The organism is Streptomyces sp. McG3 (genome assembly GCF_018619185.1).
Classification (GTDB): domain Bacteria; phylum Actinomycetota; class Actinomycetes; order Streptomycetales; family Streptomycetaceae; genus Streptomyces.
Genome location: NZ_JAAXYC010000091.1, coordinates 1 through 26,415, shown reverse-complemented (window position 1 = coordinate 26,415; position 26,415 = coordinate 1). Strand labels below are relative to the sequence as shown.

Annotated in this window: 16 protein-coding genes and 1 tRNA gene; 9 read left to right on the top strand and 8 right to left on the bottom strand. The window is 72.2% G+C overall.

The window, feature by feature from the left end; all coding sequences use genetic code 11:
* Positions 1-27: 27 nt before the first annotated feature.
* From HET64_RS17145 to HET64_RS17135, 3 genes are all read right to left on the bottom strand, one after another.
* Positions 28-1,449 carry a phosphotransferase gene (locus HET64_RS17145; RefSeq protein WP_215106485.1) on the bottom strand — a complete coding sequence of 474 codons (1,422 nt, stop codon included), beginning with the start codon at positions 1,447-1,449 and terminating at the stop codon, positions 28-30.
* Between the two features lie 231 nt (positions 1,450-1,680).
* On the bottom strand, positions 1,681-3,387 hold the full coding sequence (gene treS / locus HET64_RS17140) for a maltose alpha-D-glucosyltransferase (protein ID WP_215106483.1): 1,707 nt from the start codon (positions 3,385-3,387) through the stop codon (positions 1,681-1,683).
* Positions 3,384-5,402 carry an alpha-1,4-glucan--maltose-1-phosphate maltosyltransferase gene (locus HET64_RS17135; protein ID WP_215106481.1) on the bottom strand — a complete coding sequence of 673 codons (2,019 nt, stop codon included), beginning with the start codon at positions 5,400-5,402 and terminating at the stop codon, positions 3,384-3,386. The genes treS and HET64_RS17135 overlap by 4 nt, the downstream gene beginning before the upstream one ends.
* Before the next feature lie 686 nt (positions 5,403-6,088).
* On the opposite strand from HET64_RS17135, the gene glgP reads away from it, so the two are divergent.
* Both glgP and HET64_RS17125 read left to right on the top strand, forming a co-directional pair.
* On the top strand, positions 6,089-8,758 hold the full coding sequence (gene glgP / locus HET64_RS17130; protein WP_215106479.1) for an alpha-glucan family phosphorylase: 2,670 nt from the start codon (positions 6,089-6,091) through the stop codon (positions 8,756-8,758).
* A gap of 233 nt (positions 8,759-8,991) precedes the next feature.
* Positions 8,992-10,212 (top strand): alginate lyase family protein, encoded by a 1,221-nt coding sequence (locus HET64_RS17125; protein WP_215106478.1) that lies wholly within the window; start codon positions 8,992-8,994, stop codon positions 10,210-10,212.
* Positions 10,213-10,300: 88 nt separating this feature from the next.
* Here HET64_RS17125 and HET64_RS17120 read toward each other — a convergent pair whose 3' ends face one another.
* Positions 10,301-12,346: a M4 family metallopeptidase gene (locus tag HET64_RS17120; RefSeq protein ID WP_215106476.1), complete on the bottom strand. Its 2,046-nt coding sequence runs from the start codon at positions 12,344-12,346 to the stop codon at positions 10,301-10,303.
* 354 nt (positions 12,347-12,700) lie between these two features.
* Positions 12,701-13,321: a TetR/AcrR family transcriptional regulator gene (locus HET64_RS17115; protein WP_215106474.1), complete on the bottom strand. Its 621-nt coding sequence runs from the start codon at positions 13,319-13,321 to the stop codon at positions 12,701-12,703.
* Positions 13,322-13,458: 137 nt separating this feature from the next.
* Here HET64_RS17115 and HET64_RS17110 point away from each other — a divergent pair, with 137 nt between their 5' ends.
* Positions 13,459-14,544, top strand: a complete 1,086-nt coding sequence (locus HET64_RS17110; RefSeq protein ID WP_215106472.1) for an NAD(P)/FAD-dependent oxidoreductase — start codon at positions 13,459-13,461, stop codon at positions 14,542-14,544.
* An 85-nt stretch (positions 14,545-14,629) separates the two neighbouring features.
* Positions 14,630-14,749: transfer RNA gene (locus HET64_RS17105), tRNA-OTHER, on the top strand.
* 253 nt (positions 14,750-15,002) lie between these two features.
* Here HET64_RS17105 and HET64_RS17100 read toward each other — a convergent pair.
* Both HET64_RS17100 and HET64_RS17095 read right to left on the bottom strand, forming a co-directional pair.
* On the bottom strand, positions 15,003-16,883 hold the full coding sequence (locus tag HET64_RS17100; protein ID WP_215106470.1) for an ABC transporter ATP-binding protein: 1,881 nt from the start codon (positions 16,881-16,883) through the stop codon (positions 15,003-15,005).
* A complete protein-coding gene (locus tag HET64_RS17095; RefSeq protein WP_215106468.1) occupies positions 16,880-18,787 on the bottom strand; it encodes an ABC transporter ATP-binding protein in 1,908 nt (635 codons plus the stop codon). The genes HET64_RS17100 and HET64_RS17095 overlap by 4 nt, the downstream gene beginning before the upstream one ends.
* Positions 18,788-18,978: 191 nt before the next feature.
* Between HET64_RS17095 and HET64_RS17090 the strand changes: the two genes are divergently transcribed.
* From HET64_RS17090 to HET64_RS17075, 4 genes are read left to right on the top strand one after another with little or no spacing between them, the layout of a single operon-like run.
* Positions 18,979-19,896, top strand: coding sequence for an ABC transporter ATP-binding protein (locus tag HET64_RS17090; protein ID WP_215106466.1), 918 nt, complete (start codon positions 18,979-18,981; stop codon positions 19,894-19,896).
* A gap of 1 nt (position 19,897) precedes the next feature.
* A complete protein-coding gene (locus HET64_RS17085; RefSeq protein WP_215106464.1) occupies positions 19,898-20,701 on the top strand; it encodes an ABC transporter permease in 804 nt (267 codons plus the stop codon).
* Between the two features lie 14 nt (positions 20,702-20,715).
* Positions 20,716-22,065, top strand: coding sequence for a sensor histidine kinase (locus tag HET64_RS17080; protein WP_215106462.1), 1,350 nt, complete (start codon positions 20,716-20,718; stop codon positions 22,063-22,065).
* Complete coding sequence (locus HET64_RS17075) at positions 22,062-22,715, top strand: response regulator transcription factor (protein ID WP_215106460.1); 654 nt, start codon at positions 22,062-22,064, stop codon at positions 22,713-22,715. The genes HET64_RS17080 and HET64_RS17075 overlap by 4 nt, the downstream gene beginning before the upstream one ends.
* Before the next feature lie 22 nt (positions 22,716-22,737).
* Here the strand turns inward: HET64_RS17075 and glgX are convergent, their stop codons facing one another.
* Entirely contained in the window at positions 22,738-24,993 is a 2,256-nt protein-coding gene (glgX, locus tag HET64_RS17070) for a glycogen debranching protein GlgX (protein WP_215106458.1), read from the bottom strand.
* A gap of 154 nt (positions 24,994-25,147) precedes the next feature.
* Here glgX and HET64_RS17065 point away from each other — a divergent pair, with 154 nt between their 5' ends.
* Entirely contained in the window at positions 25,148-26,389 is a 1,242-nt protein-coding gene (locus tag HET64_RS17065; protein WP_215106456.1) for an Ig-like domain-containing protein, read from the top strand.
* Positions 26,390-26,415: the final 26 nt, after the last annotated feature.

The window sequence follows — 26,415 nt, the reverse complement described above, 5'->3', positions numbered from 1 at the left end:
GTGGAGGGAAGGTGCGTGGGGTGCGGCTCAGGCCGCTGCGGACTGGGCCAGTCGCTGGATGGCCGCCATCGGAACCGGCAGCCAGTCGGGGCGGTGCCGGGCCTCGTACAGCACCTCGTACACGGCCTTGTCGGTCTCGTGGGCGCGCAGCAGCTCCGGTTCGCAGCGCGGGTCGCTGCCCGACGCCTGCGCGTAGCCCTCGCAGTAGGCGGCACGGCAGCGGGCCGCCCACTCCGGGTTCCACGGGCGGTGCGAGCGGGCCGCGTAGTCGAAGGACCGCAGCATCCCCGCGACATCGCGGACCGGGGGCGCGGGCATGCGGCGCTCGGGCAGCGGGCGGGCCGGTTCGCCCTCGAAGTCGATCAGCGACCAGAACCCGTCGGCGGAGCGCAGCGTCTGTCCGAGGTGGAGATCGCCGTGCACCCGCTGCTGGGCCCAGCCGCTGCCCCGGACCCCGAGGTCCGTCACCGCCTCGAACGCGGCGCGCAGTCCGGGGACGTACGGCACGAGCGCGGGGACCGCCTGGGCGGCGGCCTCCAGCCGCCGGGTCATCTCCGCGACGAGCTGCCGCGTCTGGGTGCCGCGCAGCGCCGGGGTCGGCAGCGCGGCGGCGAGCGCGGTGTGGACCTCGGCGGTGGCCCGGCCCAGCGCCCGCGCCTCGGTGAGGAAGTCGCGGCCCGCGGCGAGCGCGCCCAGCGCCAGCTGCCAGCCGTCGCGCGCGCCGTGCAGGAAGGGCTGGAGGACGCCGAGGGTGAGCGGTTCGGGCCCTGGCACCTCGAACCAGGCGACCGGGGCCGGTACCCGCTCGCACCCCTCGCCGCTGAGGGCGAGCGGCAGTTCCAGGTCCGGGTTGGTGCCCGGGAAGACGCGCCGGAAGATCTTGAGGATGTACGCGTCCCCGTAGACGAGCGAGGAGTTGGACTGCTCGGCGTCCAGCACCCGGGGCGTGAGACCGGCCGGGATCGCGGCGGTCCGCTCGAAGCGCAGCGAGCCGAGACTCCCGGGGCGGCGGAAGCGTTCCAGCAGGAGATCGGCCAGCCGCGGGTCGTGCAGCGCGTCGTAGACGGCCCGTCCGGCGAGCGGGCCCCGCTCGACCCGGCCGATCAGGGCGCCCGCGAGGAGCGGTGGCAGTGACGTTCTTGCACCGAGGAGCAGTTGGTAGCAGTCATCGGCCGGGCGGGTCTGCTGGGCGGGCTGCTCGACCCGCACCAGCAGGTGCAGCAGCCCCGGGCCCGCCGTGCCGTCCAGCGGCAGCATCTCGGTGGCCGAGACCAGGGAGAAGCCGGTGACCGGCCGGCCCTTGCCGGCGAACCACCGCTGCCGGGGCAGCCAGGCGTGGAGCAGTGGGGCGAGGGACGGGAGCAGATTCCCGTCCGTCGTCACTGGGGCCGTTGCGCTGTTCCTCGTGCTCTTCGCCAGGGCGACGTGAGTGGATGCAGCCTCCGACATGGCATCGCGTCCTTTCCCCGGGCACACCACAGGATGCGAAGAGTGTCCCGGATTGCGGCAATGGCTGTCCGGCTGTGCGGGACGTGTCGGGTCAGGAGCGTCTCTACGGACTCGAACGGCGGAACGGTGAAGGCCGAAGGCGCCGGAACCGTGAAGGCCCAAGGCCTTTCATTGGGGTCAGGGTGCCCCGTGCGGGACGGTGGAAACCGTCCCGCACGGGGCGGGCGGAGCTCAGGCCGGCGGCGCGTCCTTGCGCAGCCGGAACCAGTAGAAGCCGTGTCCCGCGAGGGTCAGCAGGTAGGGCCACTGACCGATGGCCGGGAAGCGTACCCCGCCGATCAATTCCACCGGATGACGTCCGTTGAACGATCGCAGGTCCAGTTCCGTCGGCTGCGCGAACCGCGAGAAGTTGTGCACGCACAGGACGAGATCGTCCCCGTACTCGCGGGTGAACGCCAGCACCGCCGGGTTGGACGAGGGCAGTTCGGTGTACTCGCCGAGACCGAAGGCCGGATTCTGCTTACGGATCTCGATCATCCGGCGGGTCCAGTGCAGCAGCGAGGACGGCGAGGCCATCGACGCCTCGACGTTGGTAACCTGGTAGCCGTAGACCGGGTCCATGATCGTGGGGAGGTAGAGCCGCCCCGGATCGCTGGAGGAGAACCCGGCGTTGCGGTCGGGCGTCCACTGCATCGGGGTGCGCACCGCGTCCCGGTCGCCCAGCCAGATGTTGTCGCCCATCCCGATCTCGTCCCCGTAGTAGAGGATCGGGGAGCCGGGCAGCGACAGCAGCAGGGCGGTGAACAGTTCGATCTGGTTGCGGTCGTTGTCCAGCAGCGGGGCCAGCCGCCGCCGGATGCCGATGTTGGCGCGCATCCGCGGGTCCTTGGCGTACTCCGCGTACATGTAGTCGCGCTCTTCGTCCGTGACCATTTCGAGGGTCAGCTCGTCGTGGTTGCGCAGGAAGATGCCCCACTGGCAGTTCTTCGGGATCGCCGGGGTCTTGGCCAGGATCTCGGAGACCGGGTAGCGGCTCTCGCGGCGCACCGCCATGAAGATCCGCGGCATCACGGGGAAGTGGAACGCCATGTGGCACTCGTCCCCGCCCTGTTCGTAGTCGCCGAAGTAGTCGACGACGTCCTCCGGCCACTGGTTGGCCTCGGCGAGGAGCACGGTGTCCGGGTAGTTGGCGTCGATCTCCTTGCGGACCCGCTTGAGGAAGTGATGGGTCTCGGGGAGGTTCTCGCAGTTGGTGCCCTCGCGCTGGTAGAGGTAGGGCACCGCGTCGACCCGGAAGCCGTCGATGCCCAGGTCCAGCCAGAACCGCAGGGCCGCCAGGATCTCCTCCTGCACCGCCGGGTTCTCGTAGTTGAGGTCCGGCTGGTGCGAGAAGAAGCGGTGCCAGTAGTACTGCTTGCGCACCGGGTCGAAGGTCCAGTTGGACGTCTCGGTGTCGACGAAGATGATCCGGGCGTCCTGGAACTGCTTGTCGTCGTCCGCCCAGACGTAGTAGTCGCCGTACGGCCCTTCGGGGTCGGTGCGGGACTGCTGGAACCACTCGTGCTGATCGCTCGTGTGGTTCATGACGAAGTCGATGATGACGCGCATGCCCCGCTGGTGCGAGGCGTCCACGAACTCCACGAAGTCGGCGAGATCGCCGAACTCCGGCAGGACGGCGGTGTAGTCGGAGACGTCGTAGCCCCCGTCGCGCAGCGGCGACTTGAAGAACGGCGGCAGCCAGAGGCAGTCGACGCCGAGCCACTGGAGATAGTCCAGCTTGGCGGTGATGCCCTTGAGGTCGCCGATTCCGTCGCCGTTGGAGTCCTGGAAGGACCGGACGAGCACCTCGTAGAAGACGGCGCGCTTGAACCAGTCGGGATCGCGGTCCTTGGCGGGAGTGTCCTCGAACGTGTCGTGGACAGGCTCATTGACGATCATGGTGTGGGTGACCCTCCGGTCGGCGGGGACGGTCGCAGGACGGCGATGTGCGCGGGCGTGATGCCCGGCTCTAGGCGCACATAGAAGGCCCTGCCCCAGTGGTAGGTATCGCCGGTGAGCTCGTCGCGCACCGGTACGCGCTCGTGCCATGAGAGGCCGAGCCGCTCCATGTCCAACGAGACCGTGGCCTCCTGGGTGTGGTGCGGGTCGAGGTTCACGACCACCAGAACGGTGTTCGTTCCGGAGCGCTTGCTGTAGGCGATCAGCGCTTCGTTGTCGGTGTGGTGGAAGTGGACGTCGCGCAGCTGCCGCAGAGCGGGGTTACGCCGGCGGATCCGGTTCAGCGAGGTGATCAGGGGGGTCAGCGTGCGGCCCTCGCGTTCCGCCGACTCCCAGTCCCTCGGGCGCAGTTCGTACTTCTCCGAGTGCAGGTACTCCTCGCTCCCCGGCTTGGCCGGAGTGTTCTCGCACAGCTCGAATCCCGCGTACACGCCCCAGGAGGGGGCCAGCGTCGCGGCCAGGACCGCCCGTGCCTCGAACGCCGGGCGGCCGCCCTCCTGGAGGTAGCCGGGAAGGATGTCGGGGGTGTTCACGAAGAAGTTGGGCCGCATCGCGGAGGCGGCCTCGCCGGACAGCTCCGTGACGTACTCCGTCAGCTCCTGCTTGGTGTTGCGCCAGGTGAAGTACGTGTACGACTGCTGGAAGCCGACCGTGCCCAGGGTGTGCATCATCGCCGGGCGGGTGAACGCCTCCGCCAGGAAGACGACGTCGGGGTCGGCGCCGTTGATCTCCTCGATGACCTTCTCCCAGAAGACCACCGGCTTGGTGTGCGGGTTGTCGACCCGGAAGATCCGCACCCCGTGGTCCATCCAGAAGCGCAGGATGCGTACGGTCTCCGCCACGAGACCGCGCATGTCCTTGTCGAAGGCGATCGGATAGATGTCCTGGTACTTCTTCGGCGGGTTCTCGGCGTACGCGATCGACCCGTCGGGGCGGTGGTGGAACCAGTCCGGGTGCTCCTTGACCCACGGGTGGTCCGGCGAGCACTGGAGCGCGAAGTCCAGCGCGATCTCCATCCGCAGATTGCCGGCCACCGACACGAAGTGGTCGAAGTCCTCCAGCGTCCCGAGCTCCGGGTGGACCGCGTCGTGCCCGCCGTCCGGTGAACCGATCGCCCACGGCACGCCCGGGTCGTGCTCCCCGGGCGTCAGGCTGTTGTTCGGGCCCTTGCGGTGCGTCGTCCCGATCGGGTGGATCGGCGGCAGGTACACCACGTCGAACCCCATGGCGGCGACGGCGGGCAGCCGCTCGGCGGCCGTCCGGAAGGTGCCGCTGACCAGCCGCGTCTCCGCGTCCGGGGAGGTGTCCGCCGGGTCCACCGGCACCCGCTTCGCGCCCTCGGAGCGGGGGAACAGCTCGTACCACGACCCGAACAGCGCCCGCTCGCGCTCCACCCGCACCGCCAGCGGCTTCGAGCGGGTGACCAGTTCACGCAGCGGATAGCGGGCCAGGACGGCGTCGGCGGCCGGGGTCAGGGCGGCGGCCAGCCGGGCGGCCGGCGGGTGGGCCGTGTCGCGCAGCGCGTCCACCGCGGCCAGCACCGCCTCCCGGCCGTGCTTCTTCGGGACGCCCGACGCGGCCCGCTCCAGCAGCGCCGCGCCCTCCGCCAGCACCAGGTCCGTGTCGATGCCCGCCGGGATCTTGATCGCGGCGTGGTGCCGCCAGGTGGTGACCGGATCGCTCCAGGCCTCCACCGTGTACGTCCAGCGGCCCTCGGAGGCCGGAGTGACATCGGCCCCCCACCGGTCCGTGCCCTGCGCCAGCTCGCGCATCGGGGTCCACGGCCCGACCCGTCCGCTCGGATCGCGCAGCACGACATTGGCGGCCACCGCGTCATGGCCTTCGCGGAAGACGGTGGCGCTGACCTGGAAGGTCTCACCGGTGACGGCCTTCGCCGCCCGTCTGCCGCAGTCGACGAGAGGACGGACGTCCAGGACGGGAATTCGACCGATCATGGAATCACCTGAGGGCTGGAGGAGCTCGGCGTGCACGGGGGACGGCACGGGCGCGGAGGACCGACCGCGTGTGCCGCGAAGACGGGGATCTGTCCTTTGTAGCTGCTCAGCTGTCTGCTGACGGGCTGTGGGCATGGCCGCTCCTGTCCGCGTTCACTCGAATGGCACTCGAATGGGTGGGTCGCGGGGGTTTCGTGCATGTTTCTGGATGCACGGAGAACGTCTGCGGGCCGGGTCGTGCCGCGTACCGGGGAAGCCTTCCCCGCGTCCGCGGGTGGGAAATCCGGCGCTGTGTTAACTACTCGGTCGTATTCGACCGCCCGGGCCCCGCCGCACGCGGCGCGCACGCCCCCGGTGGGCGAGGGGAGCCCGGAGCGCCCCCACGGGTTCCGGATACCCGCTCTGCGGCGCCACACGGCAGCCTTCCCTGTGGCAGGGAGGTCCACAAGGCTGTGTACGGGGGTGAAATCGGCCAAACCCCCAGGTGAGGGAAGTGACGGAGGATCACGGGCGGGGAGGATGGGGCGTCTGGGGGGAGTGCGCGGCGGCCGGTCCCCGGCCCCGGTGAGCCGTCCGCGCGCCGTGGCAGGACGCCACGGACGGCCGCTACCTTCAGGGGTGACGGAAGGGACGCACACCGTGGTGCGTCCGCCCGGATGCGCAAGTCCCCTGTAAAGGTGGAGTACGTGAAGGCCATTCGTCGATTCACCGTGCGTCCTGTCCTCCCCGAACCCCTCCGACCTCTCCACGACCTCGCGCACAACCTGCGCTGGTCGTGGCACACCGAGACCCGTGAGCTCTTCCGGTCCGCCGACCCCGAGGGCTGGCGGCCCGCGGACGCCGACCCCGTACGCCTGCTCGGCTCGCTGTCCGCCGGGCGGCTCACCGAACTGGCCGGGGACGAGGAGTACCTCGGCCGCCTCGCCGAGGCCTCCGCCGATCTGGCCGAATATCTGAACGGCCCCCGCTGGTACCAGGAGCAGCGGGCCGCCGGAGCGGAACTGCCGTCCGCCGTCGCCTACTTCTCACCCGAATTCGGCGTCACCGCGGCACTGCCCCAGTACAGCGGCGGCCTCGGCATCCTGGCCGGCGACCACCTCAAGGCCGCCAGCGACCTCGGCGTCCCGCTCATCGGCGTCGGCCTGCTCTACCGGCACGGCTACTTCCGCCAGACCCTCTCGCGCGAGGGCTGGCAGCAGGAGCACTATCCCGTCCTCGACCCCAACGAGCTCCCGCTCGACCTGGTCCGCGAGGCCGACGGCGCCCCCGCCCGGGTGGTGCTCGCCCTGCCCGGCGGACGCTCGCTGCACGCCTGCGTCTGGCTGGCCCGGGTCGGCCGGGTGCCGCTGCTCCTGCTCGACTCCGACGTCGAGGAGAACGCCCCGGGCGAACGCGACGTCACCGACCGGCTGTACGGCGGCGGCAGCGACCACCGTCTGCTCCAGGAGATGCTGCTCGGCATCGGCGGGGTGCGCGCGGTGCGCACCTGGTGCCGGCTGACCGGCACTCCGGAGCCGGAGGTGTTCCACACCAACGAGGGCCACGCCGGCTTCCTCGGCCTGGAGCGCATCCGTGAACTGGCCGTCACCGGGCTCGACTTCGACGCCGCTCTGGAAGTGGTCCGGGCCGGGACGGTCTTCACCACCCACACCCCGGTGCCCGCCGGGATAGACCGTTTCGACCGGGGGCTCGTCGCCCGCCACTTCGGCGACGACGGCGAGCTGTCCGGGGTCGGCGTCGAGAAGATCCTGCGGCTCGGCACCGAGACCTACCCCGGCGGTGAGCCGGAGCTGTTCAACATGGCGGTGATGGGCCTCCGGCTCGCCCAGCGCGCCAACGGCGTCTCCACCCTCCACGGGGCCGTCAGCCGGGAGATGTTCTCCGGGCTCTGGCCGGGCTTCGACCCCGCCGAGGTCCCGATCACCTCCGTCACCAACGGGGTCCACGCACCGACCTGGGTCGCCCCCGAGGTGTTCCGCCTCGGCGCGGGCCGGATCGGCGAGGGCCGCGCCCACCAGGTGCTGGCGGGAGGCCCGGTGGATGACGAGGCCTCCTCGTGGAGCGGCACCCCGCGCCGCTGGGACGCGGTGACCGGCATCGGCGACCAGGAGATCTGGGACCTGCGCCGGGACCTGCGCGGCCAGTTGGTCACCGAGGTCCGCCGCAGGCTCTACGCCTCCTGGCGCCGGCGCGGCGCCGGCACCGCCGAACTGGGCTGGATCGACGGCGTACTCGACCCGGACGTCCTGACGATCGGCTTCGCCCGGCGCGTCCCCTCGTACAAGCGGCTCACGCTGATGCTGCGCGACCGCGACCGGCTGCGGGCGCTGCTGCTGCACCCGACGCGCCCGATCCAGATCGTCGTCGCGGGCAAGGCGCACCCCGCCGACGACGGCGGCAAGCGGCTGGTCCAGGAGCTCGTGCGGTTCGCGGACGACGCGGGGGTCCGCCACCGCATCGTCTTCCTCCCCGACTACGGGATGGGCATGGCCCAGAAGCTCTACCCGGGCTGCGACGTCTGGCTCAACAATCCGCTGCGCCCGCTGGAGGCGTGCGGCACCAGTGGGATGAAGGCGGCGCTCAACGGCTGCCTCAACCTGTCCGTGCGCGACGGCTGGTGGGACGAGTGGTTCGACCCGGACTTCGGCTGGGAGATCCCCACCGCCGACGGCTCGGCGATCGACGAGGACCGCCGCGACGAGCTGGAGGCGAACGCCCTGTACGCCCTGATCGAGGACCGCGTCGCCCCGCGCTTCTACGACCGGGGGGCCGGGGGGCTGCCCGACCGCTGGATCGAGATGGTCCGCTCCACGCTGGTCAACCTCGGGCCGAGGGTGCTGGCGGGGCGGATGGTGCGCGAGTACGTGGAGCGCCTGTACGCCCCCGCCGCGCAGTCCCGGCGGGCCCTGGATCCCGGGGCCGCGCGGGACCTCGCCCAGTGGAAGGCCAAGGTCAGGGCGGCCTGGCGCGGGGTCTCCGTCGACCATGTGGAGTCGGTGACCGACACCGCGGCGGGCGGCTCGGCGGAGCTCGGCGCCAGCCTGGCGCTGCGGGTGCGGATCGCGCTCGGCGGCCTGGACCCGGACGACGTGGAGGTCCAGGTGGTCGCGGGCCGGGTCGATTCGGGCGACGCCATCGCGGACGCCCAGACCTTCCCGCTGAAGCCGGCGGGCGGTCAGGACCTGGAGGACCGCTGGCTGTACGAGGGGCCGCTCGCGCTGGACCGGACGGGACCGTACGGCTACACCGTGCGCGTCCTGCCCGCTCACCCGCTGCTGGCCACCAGCGCCGAACTGGGCCTGGTCGCACTGCCGGCCGAGGCGGTGGGGGAGGGCGCGGGCGTGCTGCTGCGCTGAGAGCTCGCCACGGCGGACCCGAGGGACCCGGCACCCGTGCGGTGCCGGGTCCCTTCGCGTGTCGGGGGGTGCCGTTCCTTCGTGCAGTGAACACAGAACCTTGACGTGTTCATGGAATGGCTTTACGTTCCTGATTCATCGCAGGGTTCATCATGCTGCCCATCGTTCACATCCATGAACTCTCTGGACGGGACGGGCCGTTGAACCGCCACCGCACCGGAAGGCACCCCCACATGCGCACCGGCTCCATTCCCCGCGTCCTCGGCATCGCCGCCGGCCTGGCCGCGCTGCTCACCACGGCACTCGCCGCACCGGCCCTCGCGGAGAGATCCCCGGCCCCGGCGAAGGCTCCCGCCACGGCCGCCGCCCCGGCGGACTTCACCCACCCCGGGGTGCTCGTCAGCCGCCCCCAACTGGACTTCGTCCGGGGCCGGGTGCAGGCGGGCGCACAGCCCTGGAAGAGCGCCTACGACCAGATGGCGGGGAGCAAGTACGCCTCCCTGACCCGCACCGCCAAGCCGCGCGCCGTCGTCGAGTGCGGCTCCTACTCCAACCCCAACAACGGCTGCACGGACGAGCGCGAGGACGCCATCGCCGCGTACACGCTCTCGCTGGCCTGGTACATCACCCAGGACAGCCGGTACGCGCAGAAGGCCATCCAGATCATGGACGCGTGGTCGGCCGTGATCAAGGACCACACCAACAGCAACGCGCCGCTCCAGACCGGCTGGGCCGGCTCGTCGTGGCCGCGCGCCGCCGAGATCATCAAGTACACCTACAGCAGCTGGCCGAACTCCGGCCGCTTCGGCACGATGCTGCGCGACGTCTACCTCCCCGAAGTCACCAACGGCTCCCACTCCAACGGCAACTGGGAGCTGTCCATGACCGAGGCGGCGATCGGCATCGCGGTCTTCCTGGAGGACCGCGCCGCCTACGACAAGGCCGTCGGCAAGTTCCGCGGGCGGGTCCCCGCGTACATCTATGTGACCGCCGACGGTTCGCTGCCGAAGGTCGCCCCCGGCAGCGGGCTCGACACCCGGGCGAAAGTCATCAACTACTGGCAGGGGCAGTCCACCTTCATGGACGGCCTCTCCCAGGAGACCTGCCGCGATCTGACCCACACCGGCTACGGCCTCTCCGCGATCTCGCACATCGCCGAGACCAGCCGCATCCAGGGCCAGGACCTCTACCCGGAGGTCGCCGACCGGCTGCGGCACGCGATGGGGCTGCACGCCAAGTACCAGCTCGGCGCGGCCGTGCCGTCCTCGCTCTGCGGCGGCTCGCTCAAGGACAGCCTCGGGCCGGTCACCGAGGTGGGCTTCAACGCGCTCGCCAACCGGCTCGGCCACGCGATGACCAACACGCGGACGCTGACCGAGCGGCAGCGGCCCGCCGGGTCCAACAACCTCTTCGTCGCCTGGGAGACCCTGACCCACGCGAACAACCCCGCCTGAGACGGCTTCCGCCATGACGAACGGCCCGGAAGAGGTGTTCCTCCTCCGGGCCGTTCGGTCGGTGCGAGTGGATCAGAACGCGAGTGGATCAGAAGGTGAGCTTGAAGCTGTTGATCCGCCCGGTGTCCTGGCGTGCGATGTCCTGGACCTTGAGCTTCCAGACCCCGTTGGCCACCTCGGACGAGGCGTTGACCGTGTAGGTCGCCACCACGTTGTCCGCGGAGTCACCGGAGGAGGAGTTCTTCAGCCGGTAGGCGGTGCCGTCCGGGGCCACCAGGTCGACGACCAGGTCACCGCGCCAGGTGTGCGTGATGTTGACGTCCGCCTTCAGGGTGCTCGGCGCGTTGCCGGTCACGCCCGAGACGGTGACCGAGCTGGTGACGGCCGCGCCGGCGTCCGGGATGGTCACCGCGGTGGTGTTCTCGAACACCTTGCCGCCCGGGTCGGGGTTGCCGCCGCCGGGGCGGGCGCCCACGTTGATGCCGGCCCAGGCGTGGGCCACGGCCGCGTACTCGGGGCTGGTGGCCCCGTAGAGCTCACCGGCGACCGCGAGCGTGCCGGTGCGGGCAGCCGCGTAGTTGGTCGTCGAGGTGAACTTGGTGGTGAGCGCCTTGAACCAGATCTGCAGGGCCTTGTCCCGGCCGATGCCGGTCACCGGGAGCCCGTCCGAGGTCGGCGAGTCGTAGTCGACGCCGTTGACGGTCTTGGCGCCGCTGCCCTCGGAGAGCAGGTAGAACCAGTGGTTCGCCGGGCCCGAGGAGTAGTGGACGTCGACGTTGCCGATGCCCGAGTACCAGGCGTCCTTGGACGCGCCGTCCTTGGAGGGCTTGTCCATGTAGCGCAGCGGGGTGCCGTCGCCGTTGATGTCGATCTTCTCGCCGACCATGTAGTCGCCCGGGTCCTGGGCCGTGTCGGAGTAGAACTCCACGCCCGCGGCGAAGATGTCGGAGGTGGCCTCGTTGAGGCCGCCGGACTCGCCGCTGTAGACGAGCTTGGCCGTGACCGAGGTCAGGCCGTGCGTCATCTCGTGGGCGGCCACGTCCAGGGAGGTCAGCGGCTTGACGTTGCCGCTGCCGTCGCCGTACGTCATGCAGAAGCAGCTGTCCTGCCAGAACGCGTTGACGTAGTTGTTGCCGTAGTGGACGCGGGAGTACGCGCCGACGCCGTCACCGCGGATGCCGGAGCGGCCGTGCACGTTCTTGTAGTAGTCCCACGTCTCGGCCGCGCCGTAGTGGGCGTCCGCGCCGGCCGTCTCGGCGTTCTGCGGAGTGCCGTCGCCCCAGACGTCGTCCGGGCCCGAGAACAGCGTGCCGGTGCCGGAGCTGCCCCGGTTCAGGTTGTACGTCTTGTGGTTGCCGCGCGTGGTGTCGGTCAGGGTGTACGAGGGCGCGGTGCCCAGGGTGACCTGGCCGTTGTACTGCGTGTTGCCCGTGCCGTTGTGGACGGCCTGCCACTCGTAGAGCTTCTCGCCGGAGGCGGCGTCCGTGAGGACGTGCAGCTCGTTCGGGGTGCCGTCGTGCTGGAGTCCGCCGACCACGGTCTCGTACGCGAGCTGCGGGGAGCCGCTGCCCAGCCACACCACCTTGCGCGGGGCCTCGCTGGCCTTCTTCGCCTTCGAGCCCTCGGCCTTCGCCGCGCCGAGCGCCTGCTTCTCGGCCGCGGCCGGAGCCACGTCGGCGGTGAGGCCGACGGCCTTCAGCTGCGCGCTGGTCGCCTTCGACGCCTTGCTGACGCCCTCGGTCGCTCCGGCCGCGGACTCCTTGACCACGAGGTCGCCGCCGAGGACGGGAAGCCCGTTCAGGGTGCGCTCGTAGCGGGTGTGCGTCGTGCCGTCGCGGTCCTGGACGACATCGCGGACCACGAGCTTCTCCGTGGACCCGAGGCCGAGCTCCTTGGCGGTGGCCGCCTTCGTGGCGTTCGCCTCGCTGAGCAGCTCGGCGCGCTGGGCGGGGGAGAGCTTGGCGGGCAGGGCGCCCGGGTCGGCCTTCGTGCCGGCGGTGATGCCGCCGAGCGGGGCCGAGGCGGGAGCGGAGGTGGCGGTCGCGGCGCCGGACGGAATGGCGACGGCTATGAGGGCTGCTGCGGCTATCAGAGCGCCGGTCGCGGTGGCGCGACGGCTGGGCGTGGATCTCACGCGGACTCCTTCTGCGAGGGGGGTACCGGCGGCGCTGGACGAGCCGTCCGGACGGTGCAGGCGGTGCGCAGAACGGGGTGAAGAGTGTCAGCAGATGACCGTGTCTGTCAGGACCGCGTCAATAACTTGGCCGGTTTTCGTTCGTTGCCGGAAAGGTCATGTTCGTTAAGCGGACGTTTCGCCGATCATTGCCGCCGTGTTACCGGGCGTTGTGAAGCCCGGTATTCACAGGGTGGTCACAGGTTTCGCGCGCGACGGGCACCGCGCCGTCGCGGGCGGGAAGGGGTGTGATGACCGCCTGGTGAGACAGCATCGGGTTCTGGCCAGATTCGCGCGCCGGAACGCGCCGGTCCGTCAGGGCGCGGCGCGAGGTGGCCGAGGCGCTCGGGTGGTGGCCCCCGGCGGGTACACCGCGTCCAGGAGGTCGCGCACGAAGCGGTCCACGTCGTCCAGCCCCGACGCCGCGAGCGTGGCCGGGCCGTTCGTCAGCAGGTGCGGGATCGCCGCGTGCAGGGCGAGGGTGACGACGGCGGCCCGCTGCGGGGTGACGGGCAGCCCGGCGGCGCGCTGCGCCAGTTCGAAGCCCGCGAAGTCGCCACTGGCCATCGGGTCGAGGATGCCGGAGAGCCAAGGCCTGCGGGTCGCCTCGGCCTGGAGCTCCAGCACCGCCAGCAGCCGGGCGCGGCCGGGCCCCGCGACGTTCTCCAGGAGCGAGCGGAAGAGGGTGATCAGGCCCTCGCGGTCCGCCGGCCCCGGAGTCGCGGCCAACTGCCCGGTGAGCGCGAGGTACTGCTCCAGACAGCGCTCCGCCACCGCACGGAGCACCGCGTCACGGGTCGGGAAGTAGTTCTTGGCCGTGCCCGGCGGCACCTCGGCGGCCTGGTCCACGGCCCGGTGGGTCAGCCCGCGCCCGCCGTCCCGGGCCAGCACCTCGACGGCCGCGTCCCGCAGCCGGTCCCGGCGGTCCGGATTCACGCGCGCTCCCTCACTCCCGTACGGCTGCCGCCCCCTCGGCCTGTCCTTGCCGATGCTACCCCAGCCGTGGTACCACAGGCGTGGTGGTTCTCCGTGCGGCCTTCTCCGTACGGTCCGAACGAGCTCGGGAGCGCGACATGACAGGAACGGCGACCGTGGTCGGCGCGGGCATCGGCGGTCTGGCGACCGCGATCGGACTCCGCCGCGCGGGCTGGACGGTCACGGTGCTGGAGCGGCGCACCGAACTGGAGCGGTACGGCGCGGCCTTCGGCATCCACCCCACCGCGCAGTCCGCGCTCGACCGGCTCGGCGTGGGTGACGCGCTGCGCGACCACGCCGTGCCCTACCGCGACGCGCACATCCGCACCCCGGACGGGACGTCGATCGCCCGCCTCCCGCTGGAGCGGATCGAACGCAAGGCGGGCCGCCCCGAACTCCTCATCTCCCGGCCCTACTTGCTCGACGCCCTGCTCGCCGCCCTCGAAGCCTTCGGCGACGTCCCGCTCAGACTCGGCGAGCGGGTCACCGGCCTCGACGCACCGGCCGCCGGACAGGACCTGGTGGTCGGCGCCGACGGCATCCGCAGCGCCGTTCGCACCGCCCGCTTCGGCGACCGCAGCGGCCCGCGCCGGATCGGCACCGTCGCCTGGATCGGCATCGCCGACTTCGAGAGCCCGGTGCACGGCGAGACCTGGGGCAGCGGCCGCTTCTTCGGGATGACCCCGGTCGAACCGGGCCGCACCAACTGGTACGCCACCGTGCCCGAGGCCACCACCGCCGAGGAACTGCGCGCCTCGTTCGCCGGCTGGCACGACCCGGTCCCGCGCATCCTGGACGCCACCGACCCGGCCACCTGGATCCGCTACGAGATGCGGCACCTCCACCCGGCGCTGCCCAGCTTCGTCTCCACCGGCGCCCACCGGCCCGCCTCCTCCGATGCCCGGTCCGCCCCCGTCGCCCTGGTCGGCGACGCGGCCCACGCGATGACGCCCAACCTCGGCCAGGGCGCCTGCACCGCGATCCTGGACGCGGACGCCCTGAGCCGTGCGCTGGCCACCGCGCCCCCGGGCCCCGCGGGTGTCGAGGGCGCCCTGCGCGCCTACGACCGCGAACGCCGTCGCAGCGCCCAGCGGACCGCCTTCGGCTCCCGGACCCTGCACCGCTTCATGAGCACGGAGCGCACCCGGCTGCGGGACGCGGCGGTGCGGCTGCTGCCGGGGTGAGCGTCACGGGGCGCGAACACGGTCGCCCGGGGGCGGTCGCGCCCCTACGATCGGCGGACCGGGACCGCGCGGTCCCGCAGGGTGCGGTGCCGTGGCCGAGGGGTCCAAGGCGATCGGCGCGGGGGAGGCCCCCTCCGCGCCGACTGATGAGGCGGGGGCGGGCCTGCCCCGGCCCCGTCCGCGGGTTCGAATCCCGTCGGCATCGCACCCGCCGTTCCGCGTGCCCGGCCGGTCCGGGCCGGCCTTCGCCCTCCGGCCGCCGGCGCCGTCGAGGTGGAGCGGCCGGACGCCGACGGCCGGCTTCCGGACAGGGCGGGGCCTTCGGGGCGACAGTGGCCGACCCGCGCCACTACAACGGAGCCTCGGCGCCCGGGGAAGGCTTCGTCATGCGTCGCGGGACGATCGGTGTCCGGAGCCCGGCGTTCAGGGCCGACGAGGTGGTCCCCGGCCGGATCCGCTCAGGCCAGGCTGTCCTTCCACGTCCGGTGCAGCCCCGCGAACCGCCCTGTCCCGCCGATCAGTTCGGCGGGTGCGCCGTCCTCCACGATCCGGCCGTGCTCCATCACCAGCACCCGGTCCGCGATCTCCACCGTGGAGAGCCGGTGGGCGATCACCACCGCCGTGCGGCCGTGCAGCACCGTGTCCATGGCCCGTTGCACGGCCCGCTCACCGGGGACGTCCAGGGAGCTGGTCGCCTCGTCGAGGATCAGCACCGCCGGGTTCGCCAGCAGAGCCCGGGCGAACGCCACCAACTGCCGCTGGCCCGCCGAGATGCGCCCGCCCCGCTTGCGTACGTCCGTGTCGTAGCCGTCCGGCAGGGCGGCGATGAAGTCGTGCGCGCCGATCGCCTTCGCGGCGTGCTCGATCTCCTCGCGGGTGGCGTCCGGGCGGCCGATCGCGATGTTCTCCGCGACCGTCCCGGAGAACAGGAACGCCTCCTGCGTCACCATCACCACGCCCCGGCGCAGCTCGGCGGTGTCCAGGTCGCGCAGGTCGGTGCCGTCCAGCAGGACCCGGCCCTCGGTCGGGTCGTAGAACCGGGCCAGCAGCTTGGCCAGCGTCGACTTGCCCGCGCCCGTCGACCCGACGACCGCCACCGTCCGGCCCGCCGGGATGCGCAGGTCGAACGTGGGCAGCACCTCGCCGCCCGTACGGTAGGCGAACCGCACCCCGTCGAACGTGACCTCCCGGCCGGGGAGCCCGCCCGGGCGCGGCGGCAGTTCCTTCGGCCGGTCGGTCTCCGGGACGTTCGGCGTCTGGGCCAGCAGGCCGGCGATCTTCGTCAGCGAAGCGGCCGCCGACTCGTAGGAGTTGAGGAACATCCCCAGCCGGTCGATCGGGTCGTACAGCCGGCGCAGATACAGCACCGCCGCCGCCAGGACCCCGAGCGCCAGCGTTCCGTCCGCGACCCGGTAGGCGCCCCACAGAACCATTCCGGCCACCGCCGTGTTCGCGATCAGCCGCGAACCGATGACATAGCGGGCCATCTCCAGGATCGCGTCGCCGTTCGCCCGCTCGTGGTGGGTGTTCAGCGCGGTGAACACGGTGTCGTTGCTCCGCTCGCGGCGGAACGCCTGGACCGGACGGATGCCGTTCATCGTCTCCGCGAACTTCACGATCACCGCGGCGATCGCCGTCGACCGCGCCGTGAACGCGACGGACGCCCGCCGCCGGTACAGGCGCACCATCAGATACAGCGGTACGAAGGAGAGCGTGGCGATCGCGCCGATCCCCAGGTCCAGCCAGAGCAGCACCAACGCGATCGACACGAACGACAGGACCACGCCGATCAGCTCCTGGAGCCCTTCGCTCAGCAGCTCCCGCAACGACTCCACATCCGTCGTGGAGCGCGAGATCAGCCGGCCCGAGGTGTAGCGCTCGTGGAAGTCGACGCTGAGCGCCTGCGCGTGCCGGAAGATCCGGCCGCGCAGATCGAGCAGCACGTCCTGGTTGATCCGCGCCGCGGCCCGGATGAAGGCGTACTGGAGGACGCCCGCGCCGACGGAACACACCGCGTAGCCGATCGCGACCGCGATCAGCGGCCCGTAGTCGTGGTCCCGGAACGCCGGAACCCCGCTGTCGATGGCGTACGCCACCAGCAGCGGGCCCGCCTGCATCGCGACCTGCTGGACCAGCAGGAGCAGGGCCGACACCGCGACCCGGCCGCGCATCGGGGCCAGCAGCGAGAACAGCAGCGCCCTGGTCGCCCCGGGCGGCGCGGGCAGGTCGTCCCGGTCGAACGGGTCGTCCGCGCGCGCGGACGAGGGCGCGACCCGGTTCTTCGGGGGGCCGTCGTCGTCGGCGGCCGGGAGAGAGGCGTCGTCGGTGGTCGTGGTCATCGGGCACTGCCCTCCTCGGCGGGGACCTGCTGTACGGGCGTGCTCACCGAAGTGGCGGGGTGCGGTCCGGTGGACGGGGCCGCCGGTGCGGCCGACGCGTCCACCGGCGCCGCGGACGCGTCCACCGCTGCGGCGGGCTCGCTGCCCGCGCCCGACATCAGCCAGGCGTACTCCGCGTTGTCGCGCAGCAGCTCCTGATGCGTGCCGACCGCGGCGATCCGGCCCCCGGACAGCAGCGCCACCCGGTCGGCCAGCATCACGGTGGAGGGCCGGTGCGCCACGACCACCGCGGTCGTCCGCTCCAGGACCTTCCGCAGCGCGGCCTCCACCAGCGTCTCCGTGTGCACGTCCAGCGCGGAGAGCGGGTCGTCCAGCACCAGGAAGCGCGGCTCCCCGACCACGGCGCGGGCCAGCGCGAGGCGCTGGCGCTGGCCGCCGGACAGGCTCAGGCCCTGCTCGCCGACCTCGGTGTCCAGCCCCCGGGGCAGCCGGTGCACGAAGTCGGCCTGGGCCACCGACAGCGCCCGCCGCACCTGCCGCTCGTCCGCGTCCGCCGCGCCCATCGTCACGTTCTCGCCGACCGTCGCGGAGAACAGGGTCGGCTCCTCGAACGCCACCGAGACCAGCTCCCGCAGCCGCGAACGCTCCATCGTGGCGATGTCCTCGCCGTCCAGCGTGATCCGCCCGCCGGTCACCTCGTGCAGCCGGGGCACCAGAGCGGTGAGCGTCGTCTTGCCCGACCCCGTACCCCCGACCAGGGCCAGCGTCTCACCGGGCCGGATGTGCAGATCGATCCCGGCGAGGACCGGCGGCGAGTCCGGATCCGCGTCCGGGTAGCGGAACTCGACGCCCTCGAACACCATGCCGGGCCCGGTGGTCGGCGCGCTCTCCCGTACGGCGACGGCCCCGGGCTCCTCCGCCACGTCCATCACCTCGAAATACCGGTCGGTCGCGGTTGCCGACTCCTGGCTCATCGCCAGCAGGAAGCCGATCGACTCCACCGGCCAGCGCAGGGCGAGCGCCGTGGACAGGAACGCCACCAGCGTGCCCGCGGACAGCGTCCCGTCCGCCACCTGGATCGTGCCGAGCACCAGCGCCGCGCCGATCGCCAGCTCCGGGATGGCGGTGATCAGCGCCCAGATCCCGGCGAGCAGCCGGGCCTTGCCCAGCTCCGTGGTGCGCAGCCGGTGCGACATCGCCCGGAACGCCCGCGCCTGACTGCGGTGCCGGCCGAAGCCCTTGACGATGCGGATGCCCAGCACGCTCTCCTCGACGACCGTGGTGAGGTCGCCGACCTGGTCCTGGGCCCGGCGCGCGACCACCGAGTACTTCGTCTCGAACAGCGAGCAGAGGATCATCAGCGGCACCGCGGGCGCCAGCAGCACCAGACCGAGCGTCCAGTCCTGGGCGAACAGGATGACGAACCCGACCAGGATCGTCGCCGTGTTGACGACCAGGAAGGTCAGCGGGAACGCCAGGAACATCCGGAGCAGCATCAGGTCCGTCGTCCCGCGCGACAGCAGCTGACCCGAGGCCCAGCGGTCGTGGAACGCGACCGGCAGCCGTTGCAGATGGCGGTAGAGATCCGCCCGCATCGACGCCTCGACCCCGGCCAGCGGGCGCGCCACCAGCCAGCGCCGGAGCCCGAACAGCAGCGCCTCGGCGATGCCCAGCAGCAGCAGGTACAGCGCCCCCAGCCACACCCCGCCCGGATCGCGGTCGGCGACGGGGCCGTCCACCATCCACTTCAGGACCAGCGGGATCACCAGCCCCAGGCAGGACGCCAGGATCGCCACGAAGGCGGCCGTGAACAGGCGTGCCCGCACGGGTCGGACATAGGGCCACAGGCGCAGGAGGGAGCGCACGGCGGACCGGTCCGTGCGCTCTGCAGGCTTTTTGGGCATCAGGGGCGACCTTACGTTTCACCACTGACATCGGTCCTGCCAATTTCCGCCGGGGCGGACTGCTTGCGGGCGGCGGGCACCGGCCACCGCCGCCGGTCCCCGGTCGTACCCCGGATCAACCGATCGGCCGATGCGCCGTCGAGCGCGACGGCGGATACCGCCCGCGCCCGCCCGCCGGAACCCTGGTGGACATGGCAATCATCGAAGTCAACGGGGTACGCAAGACCTACGCGGGCCGTGCCGTGGTCGACGGCGTCTCCTTCTCCGTGGACGAGGGGGAGATCTTCGGCATCCTCGGACCCAACGGGGCGGGCAAGACCACCACCGTCGAATGCGTGGAGGGCCTGCGCATCCCCGACGCGGGCACCGTCAGGGTCGCCGGGCTCGACCCGGTCGCCGACCACGACCGGGTGACACGGTTGCTCGGCGCCCAGCTCCAGGAGAGCGAACTCCAGGCCAAACTGACCGTACGGGAGGCGCTGGAGCTCTACACCGCCTTCTACCCGGCCCCCGCCGACTGGCGGCCGCTCGCGGACCGGCTCGGCCTGGCGGACCGGCTCGCCACCCGCTTCGCCAAGCTCTCCGGCGGCCAGAAGCAGCGCCTGTTCATCGCGCTCGCCCTGATCGGCAACCCGAAGGTCGTCGTACTCGACGAGCTGACCACCGGCCTCGACCCGCGCGCCCGCCGCGACACCTGGAAGCTCATCGAGGAGATCCGCGACGGCGGGGTGACCGTCCTGCTCGTCACCCACTTCATGGAGGAGGCCCAGCGCCTCTGCGACCGGATCGCCGTCATCGACCGGGGCAAGGCAGTCGCCCTGGACACCCCGGCCGGGCTGATCCGGCAGGCGGCCGGCTCCACCGTGCTCTCCTTCGTCCCCTCCCGCACTCCGACCGGACCCGAACTGGACCGCCTCGCCGCACTGCCGGGCGTCGCGTCGGTGACCCCGCCCACCGCCACCGGCCTCCTCGTCCTGCACGCCACCGACGACACCATCACGCCGCTCATCTCCCTGCTCGCCGAACTCGGGGTCACCGCCCAGCGGCTGCGGATCACCGAGACCAGCCTCGACGAGGCCTTCCTCGACCTCACCGGACAGGACGCCTGACATGACCCCCGACGCCACCACCGCACCGGCCGCCGCACCCACCGCCTCCGCGCCCGCCCGTCGGCGGGGCCCCATGGCGGCCGTACTGCTCACCGAGACCCGGCTCTTCCTCCGCGAACCCGGCAGCCTCTTCTGGATCCTCGTCTTCCCGACCGCCCTCCTGGTGATCCTCGGCTTCGTCCCGGCGTTCAAGGAGGCCGACGACGCCCTCGGCGGACGCCGCGTCATCGACCTCTACGTCCCCATCTCGGTCCTGCTCGCCATGATCATGGCCGGGCTCCAGGCGATGCCGCCGGTCCTCACCGCCTACCGAGAACGCGGCATCCTGCGCCGCATGTCCACCACGCCGGTGCGGCCCTCCGCCCTCCTCACCGCCCAGATCACCCTGCACGGCGCCGCCGCCCTCGGCTCGGCGCTCCTGGTCGTCGCCGTCGGCCGCGTCGGCTATGCGGTCGCGCTGCCCGGACAACTGCTCGGTTACGCACTGGCGTTGTTGCTCGCGGTCGCCGCCGTGCTCGCCCTCGGCGCGACGATCTGTGCCCTGTCCCGTACGACGAAGGCGGCCACGGCGGTCGGCTCGGTCGCCTACCTCACGATGATGTTCACCGCGGGGGTCTGGGTGCCCGTCCAGGCGATGCCCGACACTTTGCGCCGCGTCGTGCAGATCACCCCGTTCGGCGCCGCCTCCCAGGCGCTGGACCAGGCCGCCTCCGGCCACTGGCCGAGCTGGGCGTACCTCGGGGTCGTGGCGCTGTGGACCGCACTGCTCGGCCTCGCCGCCGCTCGACTCTTCCGCTGGCAGTGACGGAGACTGCCCGCATGACGCAGCCGCCCTGCTCCCCGTACCCGTCCGGTGCGACGGGGCCCCGCACGATCGAGGAGCGCTGGGAGCAGTTCTACCGGTACGGGCCGTACGCCGTTCTCACCCTGTCCGTCCTCGTCGGGGCCGTCGCCGCCGACCTGATCATGACCCGCACCGAGATGTACGTGGCCGGGGCCCTGGCCGTCGCGGCGTACGGGCTCCAGATCTGGTGGGGCCGGACCCGCCCGCGTACCGCTCCGGGCGCCCCGGCCGGGGTCGCCTACTACACCCTCCGGACCGTCCTCGCCTTCGCCCTGTCCTGGTTCAACCCGTTCTTCTCGATCTACGCGGCCCTCGGCTACTTCGACATCGAACCGCTGCTCCCCAAGCGCTTCGTCCGCGCCGGACTGCTCACCACCGCCGTCACCCTGGCCGGTTCGCAGAGCGGAGGGCTGCCGCCCGCCTCCCTGATGAACTGGGTCGCCTTCGGCGCGCTGTACGTCGTCAACACCGCCCTCGCCCTCTTCTTCTGGCACGTCGGGATGCGGGAGGAGGAGAAGGCCCGCGTCCAGGTCGCGACCATCGCCGAGCTGGAGCGCACCAACCTCCGGCTGGAGCAGGCCATGGCGGAGAACGCCGCCCTGCACGCCCAGCTCCTCGTCCAGGCCCGGGAGGCCGGGGTCGACGACGAGCGGCGCCGGCTCGCCGCCGAGATCCACGACACCCTCGCCCAGGGCCTGACCGGGATCATCGCCCAGCTCCAGGTCGTCACCTCCGTCACGGACCGCGATCCGGCCACCGCCCGCCTCCACCTGGAGCGGGCCGCCGCGCTCGCCCGCCACAGCCTCGGCGAGGCCCGCCGCTCCGTGCACAACCTGGCCCCCACCGCCCTGGAACACGACGAGTTGGCCGGAGCGCTGGAGAAGACCGTCGCCGACTGGGCCGAACAGCACCGCGTCCGGGCCGACTTCACCGTCACCGGCACCGTCGAACCGGTGCACGACGAGATCGCCGCCACCCTGCTGCGCATCGCGGGCGAGGCCCTCGCCAACGCCGGGCGGCACGCCGGGGCCTCGCGGGTCGGGGTGACGCTGTCCTTCATGGACGACGAACTGACCCTGGACGTACGGGACGACGGCCGCGGCTTCGACCCCGCGACCGCCGCCCCGGCCGACCGCACCGGCGGCTTCGGCCTCGGCGGCATGCGGGTCCGCGCGGAGCGCATCGCGGGCACCGTCGAGGTGGAGTCGGAACCGGGCGGCGGCACGGCGGTATCGGCCAGAGTCCCCCTGGTCAGGCACCCCGTGAACAGCACCGCGCCGGCCGCTGGTCAGGCACCCGTGAGCTCCCGTACGGTGCCGTCATGACCGAGCCCGCCGCCCGTTCCATCAGCCTCGTCGTCGTCGACGACCACCCGGTCGTCCGGGACGGACTGCGCGGCATGTTCGCCGCCGCCCCCGGATTCGAGGTCCTCGGCGAGGCGTCGAACGGCGTGGACGCCCTCACGGCGGTCGAACACCTCGACCCCGACGTCGTCCTGATGGACCTGCGGATGCCCGGCGGCGGGGGAGTGGCGGCCATCGCGGAGCTGACCCGGCGCGGTGCGCGCTCGAAGGTCCTGGTGCTGACCACGTACGACACCGACTCCGACACCCTGCCCGCGATCGAGGCGGGCGCGACCGGCTACCTCCTCAAGGACGCCCCGCGCGAGGAGCTGTTCGCGGCCGTCCGGGCCGCCGCCGACGGGCGCGGCGTCCTGTCGCCCGCCGTCGCCTCCCGGCTGATGACCCGGGTCCGCACCCCCGCCGCCGACCCCGCAGGGACCTCCCTGTCGGCCCGCGAGCGCGAGGTGCTGGTCCTGGTGGCGCGGGGCACCACCAACCGGGAGATCGCCGCCGAGCTGTTCATCAGCGAGGCGACCGTGAAGACCCACCTCACCCACATCTTCGCCAAGCTGGGCGCCAAGGACCGGGCCGCGGCCGTCGCCGTCGGCTACGGCCGGGGCATCCTCGGCTGATCCGGCTCCGTACCCCCGCCCCTCACGCCGTCACCCGCAGCAGCAGCACCGAACGGGCCGGCACCCTCATCTCCGTACCGCCGTCCAGGACCGTGCCCGGAGCCTCGGCCTGCTCCTCCCGCGAGGTGTCCAGGACCAGTTCGTACGCGTCTCCCCACGGCGCTCCCGGCAGGGCGAAGACCGTCGGCTCCGGGCCCGCGTGCAGGACCGCCAGGAAGCTGTCGTCGGTGACCGGCTCGCCCCGCGCGTCCCGCCCCGGGATGTCCCGGCCCGAGAGGTACAGCCCGAGCGTGGCCGCCGGTGCGTACCAGTCGCCCTCCGTCATCTCCCGGCCGTCCCGGGCGAACCACGCCAGGTCCCGCAGTCCGTCCGGGGCCTGCGCCCGGCCGGAGAAGAACGCGCGGCGCCGCAGCACCGGATGGGCCCGGCGCAGCGTCAGCACCCGGGCCGTCAGCTCGGTCAGCTCCCGCCACGCGGGCTCCTCCAGGAGCGACCAGTCCAGCCAGCCGGTCTCGTTGTCCTGGCAGTAGGCGTTGTTGTTGCCGCCCTGCGTCCGGCCCATCTCGTCGCCCGCCACCAGCATCGGCACCCCGGTGGAGAGCAGCAGGGTGGTCAGCAGGTTACGGAGCTGACGGCGGCGCAGCGCGTTGATCTCCGGGTCGTCGCTCTCGCCCTCCGCCCCGCAGTTCCACGCCCGGTTGTCGCTCGTCCCGTCCCGGTTGCCCTCCCCGTTGGCCTCGTTGTGCTTCCGCTCGTAACTGACCAGGTCGCGCAGGGTGAAGCCGTCGTGCGCGGTGACGAAGTTGACCGAGGCGTACGGGCGGCGGCCACCCCAGGCGTACAGGTCGCTGGAGCCGGTCAGCCGGTAGCCGAGATCCCGTACGTCGGGGAGCGCGCCCCGCCAGAAGTCGCGCACCGCGTCGCGGTAGCGGTCGTTCCACTCGGTCCACAGGGGAGGGAAGGCCCCCACCTGGTAGCCGCCGTTGCCCACGTCCCACGGCTCCGCGATGAGCTTGACCCGGCGCAGCACCGGGTCCTGGGCGATCACCGCGAGGAACGGGGAGAGCATGTCGACGTCGTGCATCGAGCGCGCCAGCGCGGCCGCCAGGTCGAAGCGGAAGCCGTCGACGCCCATCTCGGTGACCCAGTAGCGCAGTGAGTCGGTGATGAGCCGCAGCACCTGGGGCTGCACGACGTGCAGGGTGTTGCCGCAGCCGGTGTAGTCGGCGTAGCGCCGCGGGTCGTCCCTCAGCCGGTAGTAGCCCCGGTTGTCGATGCCGCGCAGCGACAGCATCGGGCCCAGCTCGCCCGCCTCCGCGGTGTGGTTGTAGACGACGTCGAGGATCACCTCGATCCCGGCCTCGTGCAGCGCGTGCACCATCCGCTTGAACTCGCCGACCTGCTGGCCCGCCGTCCCGGAGGCGGAGTACCCGGCGTGCGGGGCGAAGTAGCCGATGGAGTTGTAGCCCCAGTGGTTGCGCAGCCCGCGCCGCAGCAGATGGTCCTCGTGGGCGAACTGGTGCACCGGGAGCAGTTCGACGGCGCTCACCCCGAGCCGTGTCAGGTGCTCGATCGCGGCCGGGTGCCCGAGCCCCGCGTACGTGCCGCGCAGCGCCGGCGGGATGTCCGGGTGCAGCTTGGTGAAGCCGCGCACGTGCAGCTCGTAGATCACGGAGTCCGCCCACGGGGTCTTGGGGCGGCGGTCCTCCACCCAGTCGTCCTCGTCGCGGACGACGACGCCCTTGGGCACGAAGGGCGCCGAGTCCCGGTCGTCCCGCACGGTGTCGGCCACATGCTGATCCGGCCAGTCCCGTACGTGCCCGTAGACCTCGGGCGGCAGGGTGAAGGTCCCGTCGACCGCGCGGGCGTACGGGTCCAGGAGCAGCTTCGCCGCGTTCCAGCGGGCGCCCGTCCACGGGTCCCAGCGGCCGTGCACCCGGTAGCCGTAGCGCTGACCGGGCCGCACCCCGGGGACGAAGCCGTGCCAGATCTCATGGGTCAGCTCGGTCAGCGGACAGCGGGTCTCCGCGCCCCGCTCGTCGAACAGGCAGAGCTCGACCGCCTCGGCCCCGCCCGCCCACAGCGCGAAATTGGTCCCCGCCACTCCGTCCGGTCCGACCCGGAAGCGGGCCCCCAGCGGCATCGGGGCCCCGGGCCAGACGGCGGGGGACGGCGCCCCCGCCCGGGCGGCGACGGCACGGGCCTCCGCGATCTCCGCCCCGCTGCCGGCCACCGCTTCCGGATCCTGTACTGCCTCCTGCTCGGCTGCGCTGGACACCGTGTCGCCTCCCGCGGCTCGTGGGACGGGCACCTACGAGGGGGCGCGCGGCGTCCCGGCCGCGGCCCCCTTCAGGTAGTCCTCCCCTCTGTTCTGCCCACCGGGCGGCCCGCACTCACGTTTCCCCCGACCGGCCCCGGTCGTTGGGGGGAGCGTGAACCACACAGCGAAGAGCGCACGGGCCGGCTCGGCCGCCGTGCTGACATGGGCAGGACTGCTGACCGTGCTGGCCCTTCTGACCGGCTGCACCGACGCCCGGGAGGCCGTGTTCAACGGCAAGGCGGGATCCTCCGACGACGCGATCAGCGTCTTCCCCGAGGACGGTGCCGAGGACGTCGACGAGGAGACCCGCATCGCGGTGAAGGTCCCCGACGGGCGGCTGGAGAGCGTGAAGGTCATGCGGATCGAGGACGCGCGGCAGCAGACGGTGGCCGGGCGCATCACCGATGACGGGAGGTCCTGGAAGCCGGAGCCCGCCGCGGGGCGGCTCGCCCTCGCCGCGAAGTACAGCATCGACGCGGTGGCCGTGGACGGGGCGGGCCGCCGCTCCGCCCGGCACGCCACGTTCACCACCCTCGTCCCCGAGCACCGCTTCATCGGGTACTTCAAACCGGAGAACCGCTCCACCGTCGGCACCGGCATGATCGTCTCGTTCTCCTTCAACCGCCCGGTCGCCGACCGGGCCGCGGTGGAGAAGGCCATCCGGGTGACGTCCGATCCGGTGGTGGAGGTCTCCGGCCACTGGTTCGGCAAGGACCGGCTCGACTTCCGCCCCAAGGCGTACTGGAAGCCCGGCACCGAGGTCACCGTCGACATCGGGCTGCGCGACGTCGAGGGCGCCCCGGGGGTCTACGGCAGCCAGGACAAGACCGTCGTCTTCACGGTCGGCCGCTCCCAGGTCTCCCGGGTCGACGCGGAGAAGAAGACCATGGAGGTGCGCCGGGACGGAGAGCTCGTGGACACGATCCCGATCACCGCGGGGGCCCCGAAGACGACCACGTACAACGGGAGGATGGTCGTCACCGAGATGCACGAGGTGACCCGGATGAACGGGGCCACGGTCGGCTTCACGGACAAGAAGGGCAAGGGCGAGTACGACATCAAGGACGTGCCGCACGCGATCCGGCTCACCGAGTCCGGCACCTTCCTGCACGGCAACTACTGGGCCGACGAGTCCGTCTTCGGCGAGGAGAACGTCAGCCACGGCTGCGTCGGGCTGCGCGACGCCAAGGGCGGCAGCGGCTCCACGCCCGGCGGCTGGTTCTTCGACCGGACCCTGATCGGCGACGTGGTCGAGGTGGTCAACTCCCAGGACAAGAAGGTCGCACCGGACAACGGACTCAGCGGCTGGAACCTCGGCTGGAAGAAGTGGAAGGCGGGCTCCGCCCTGCGCTGACGTCCGGGTCCCCGCCGTGTCCCGCC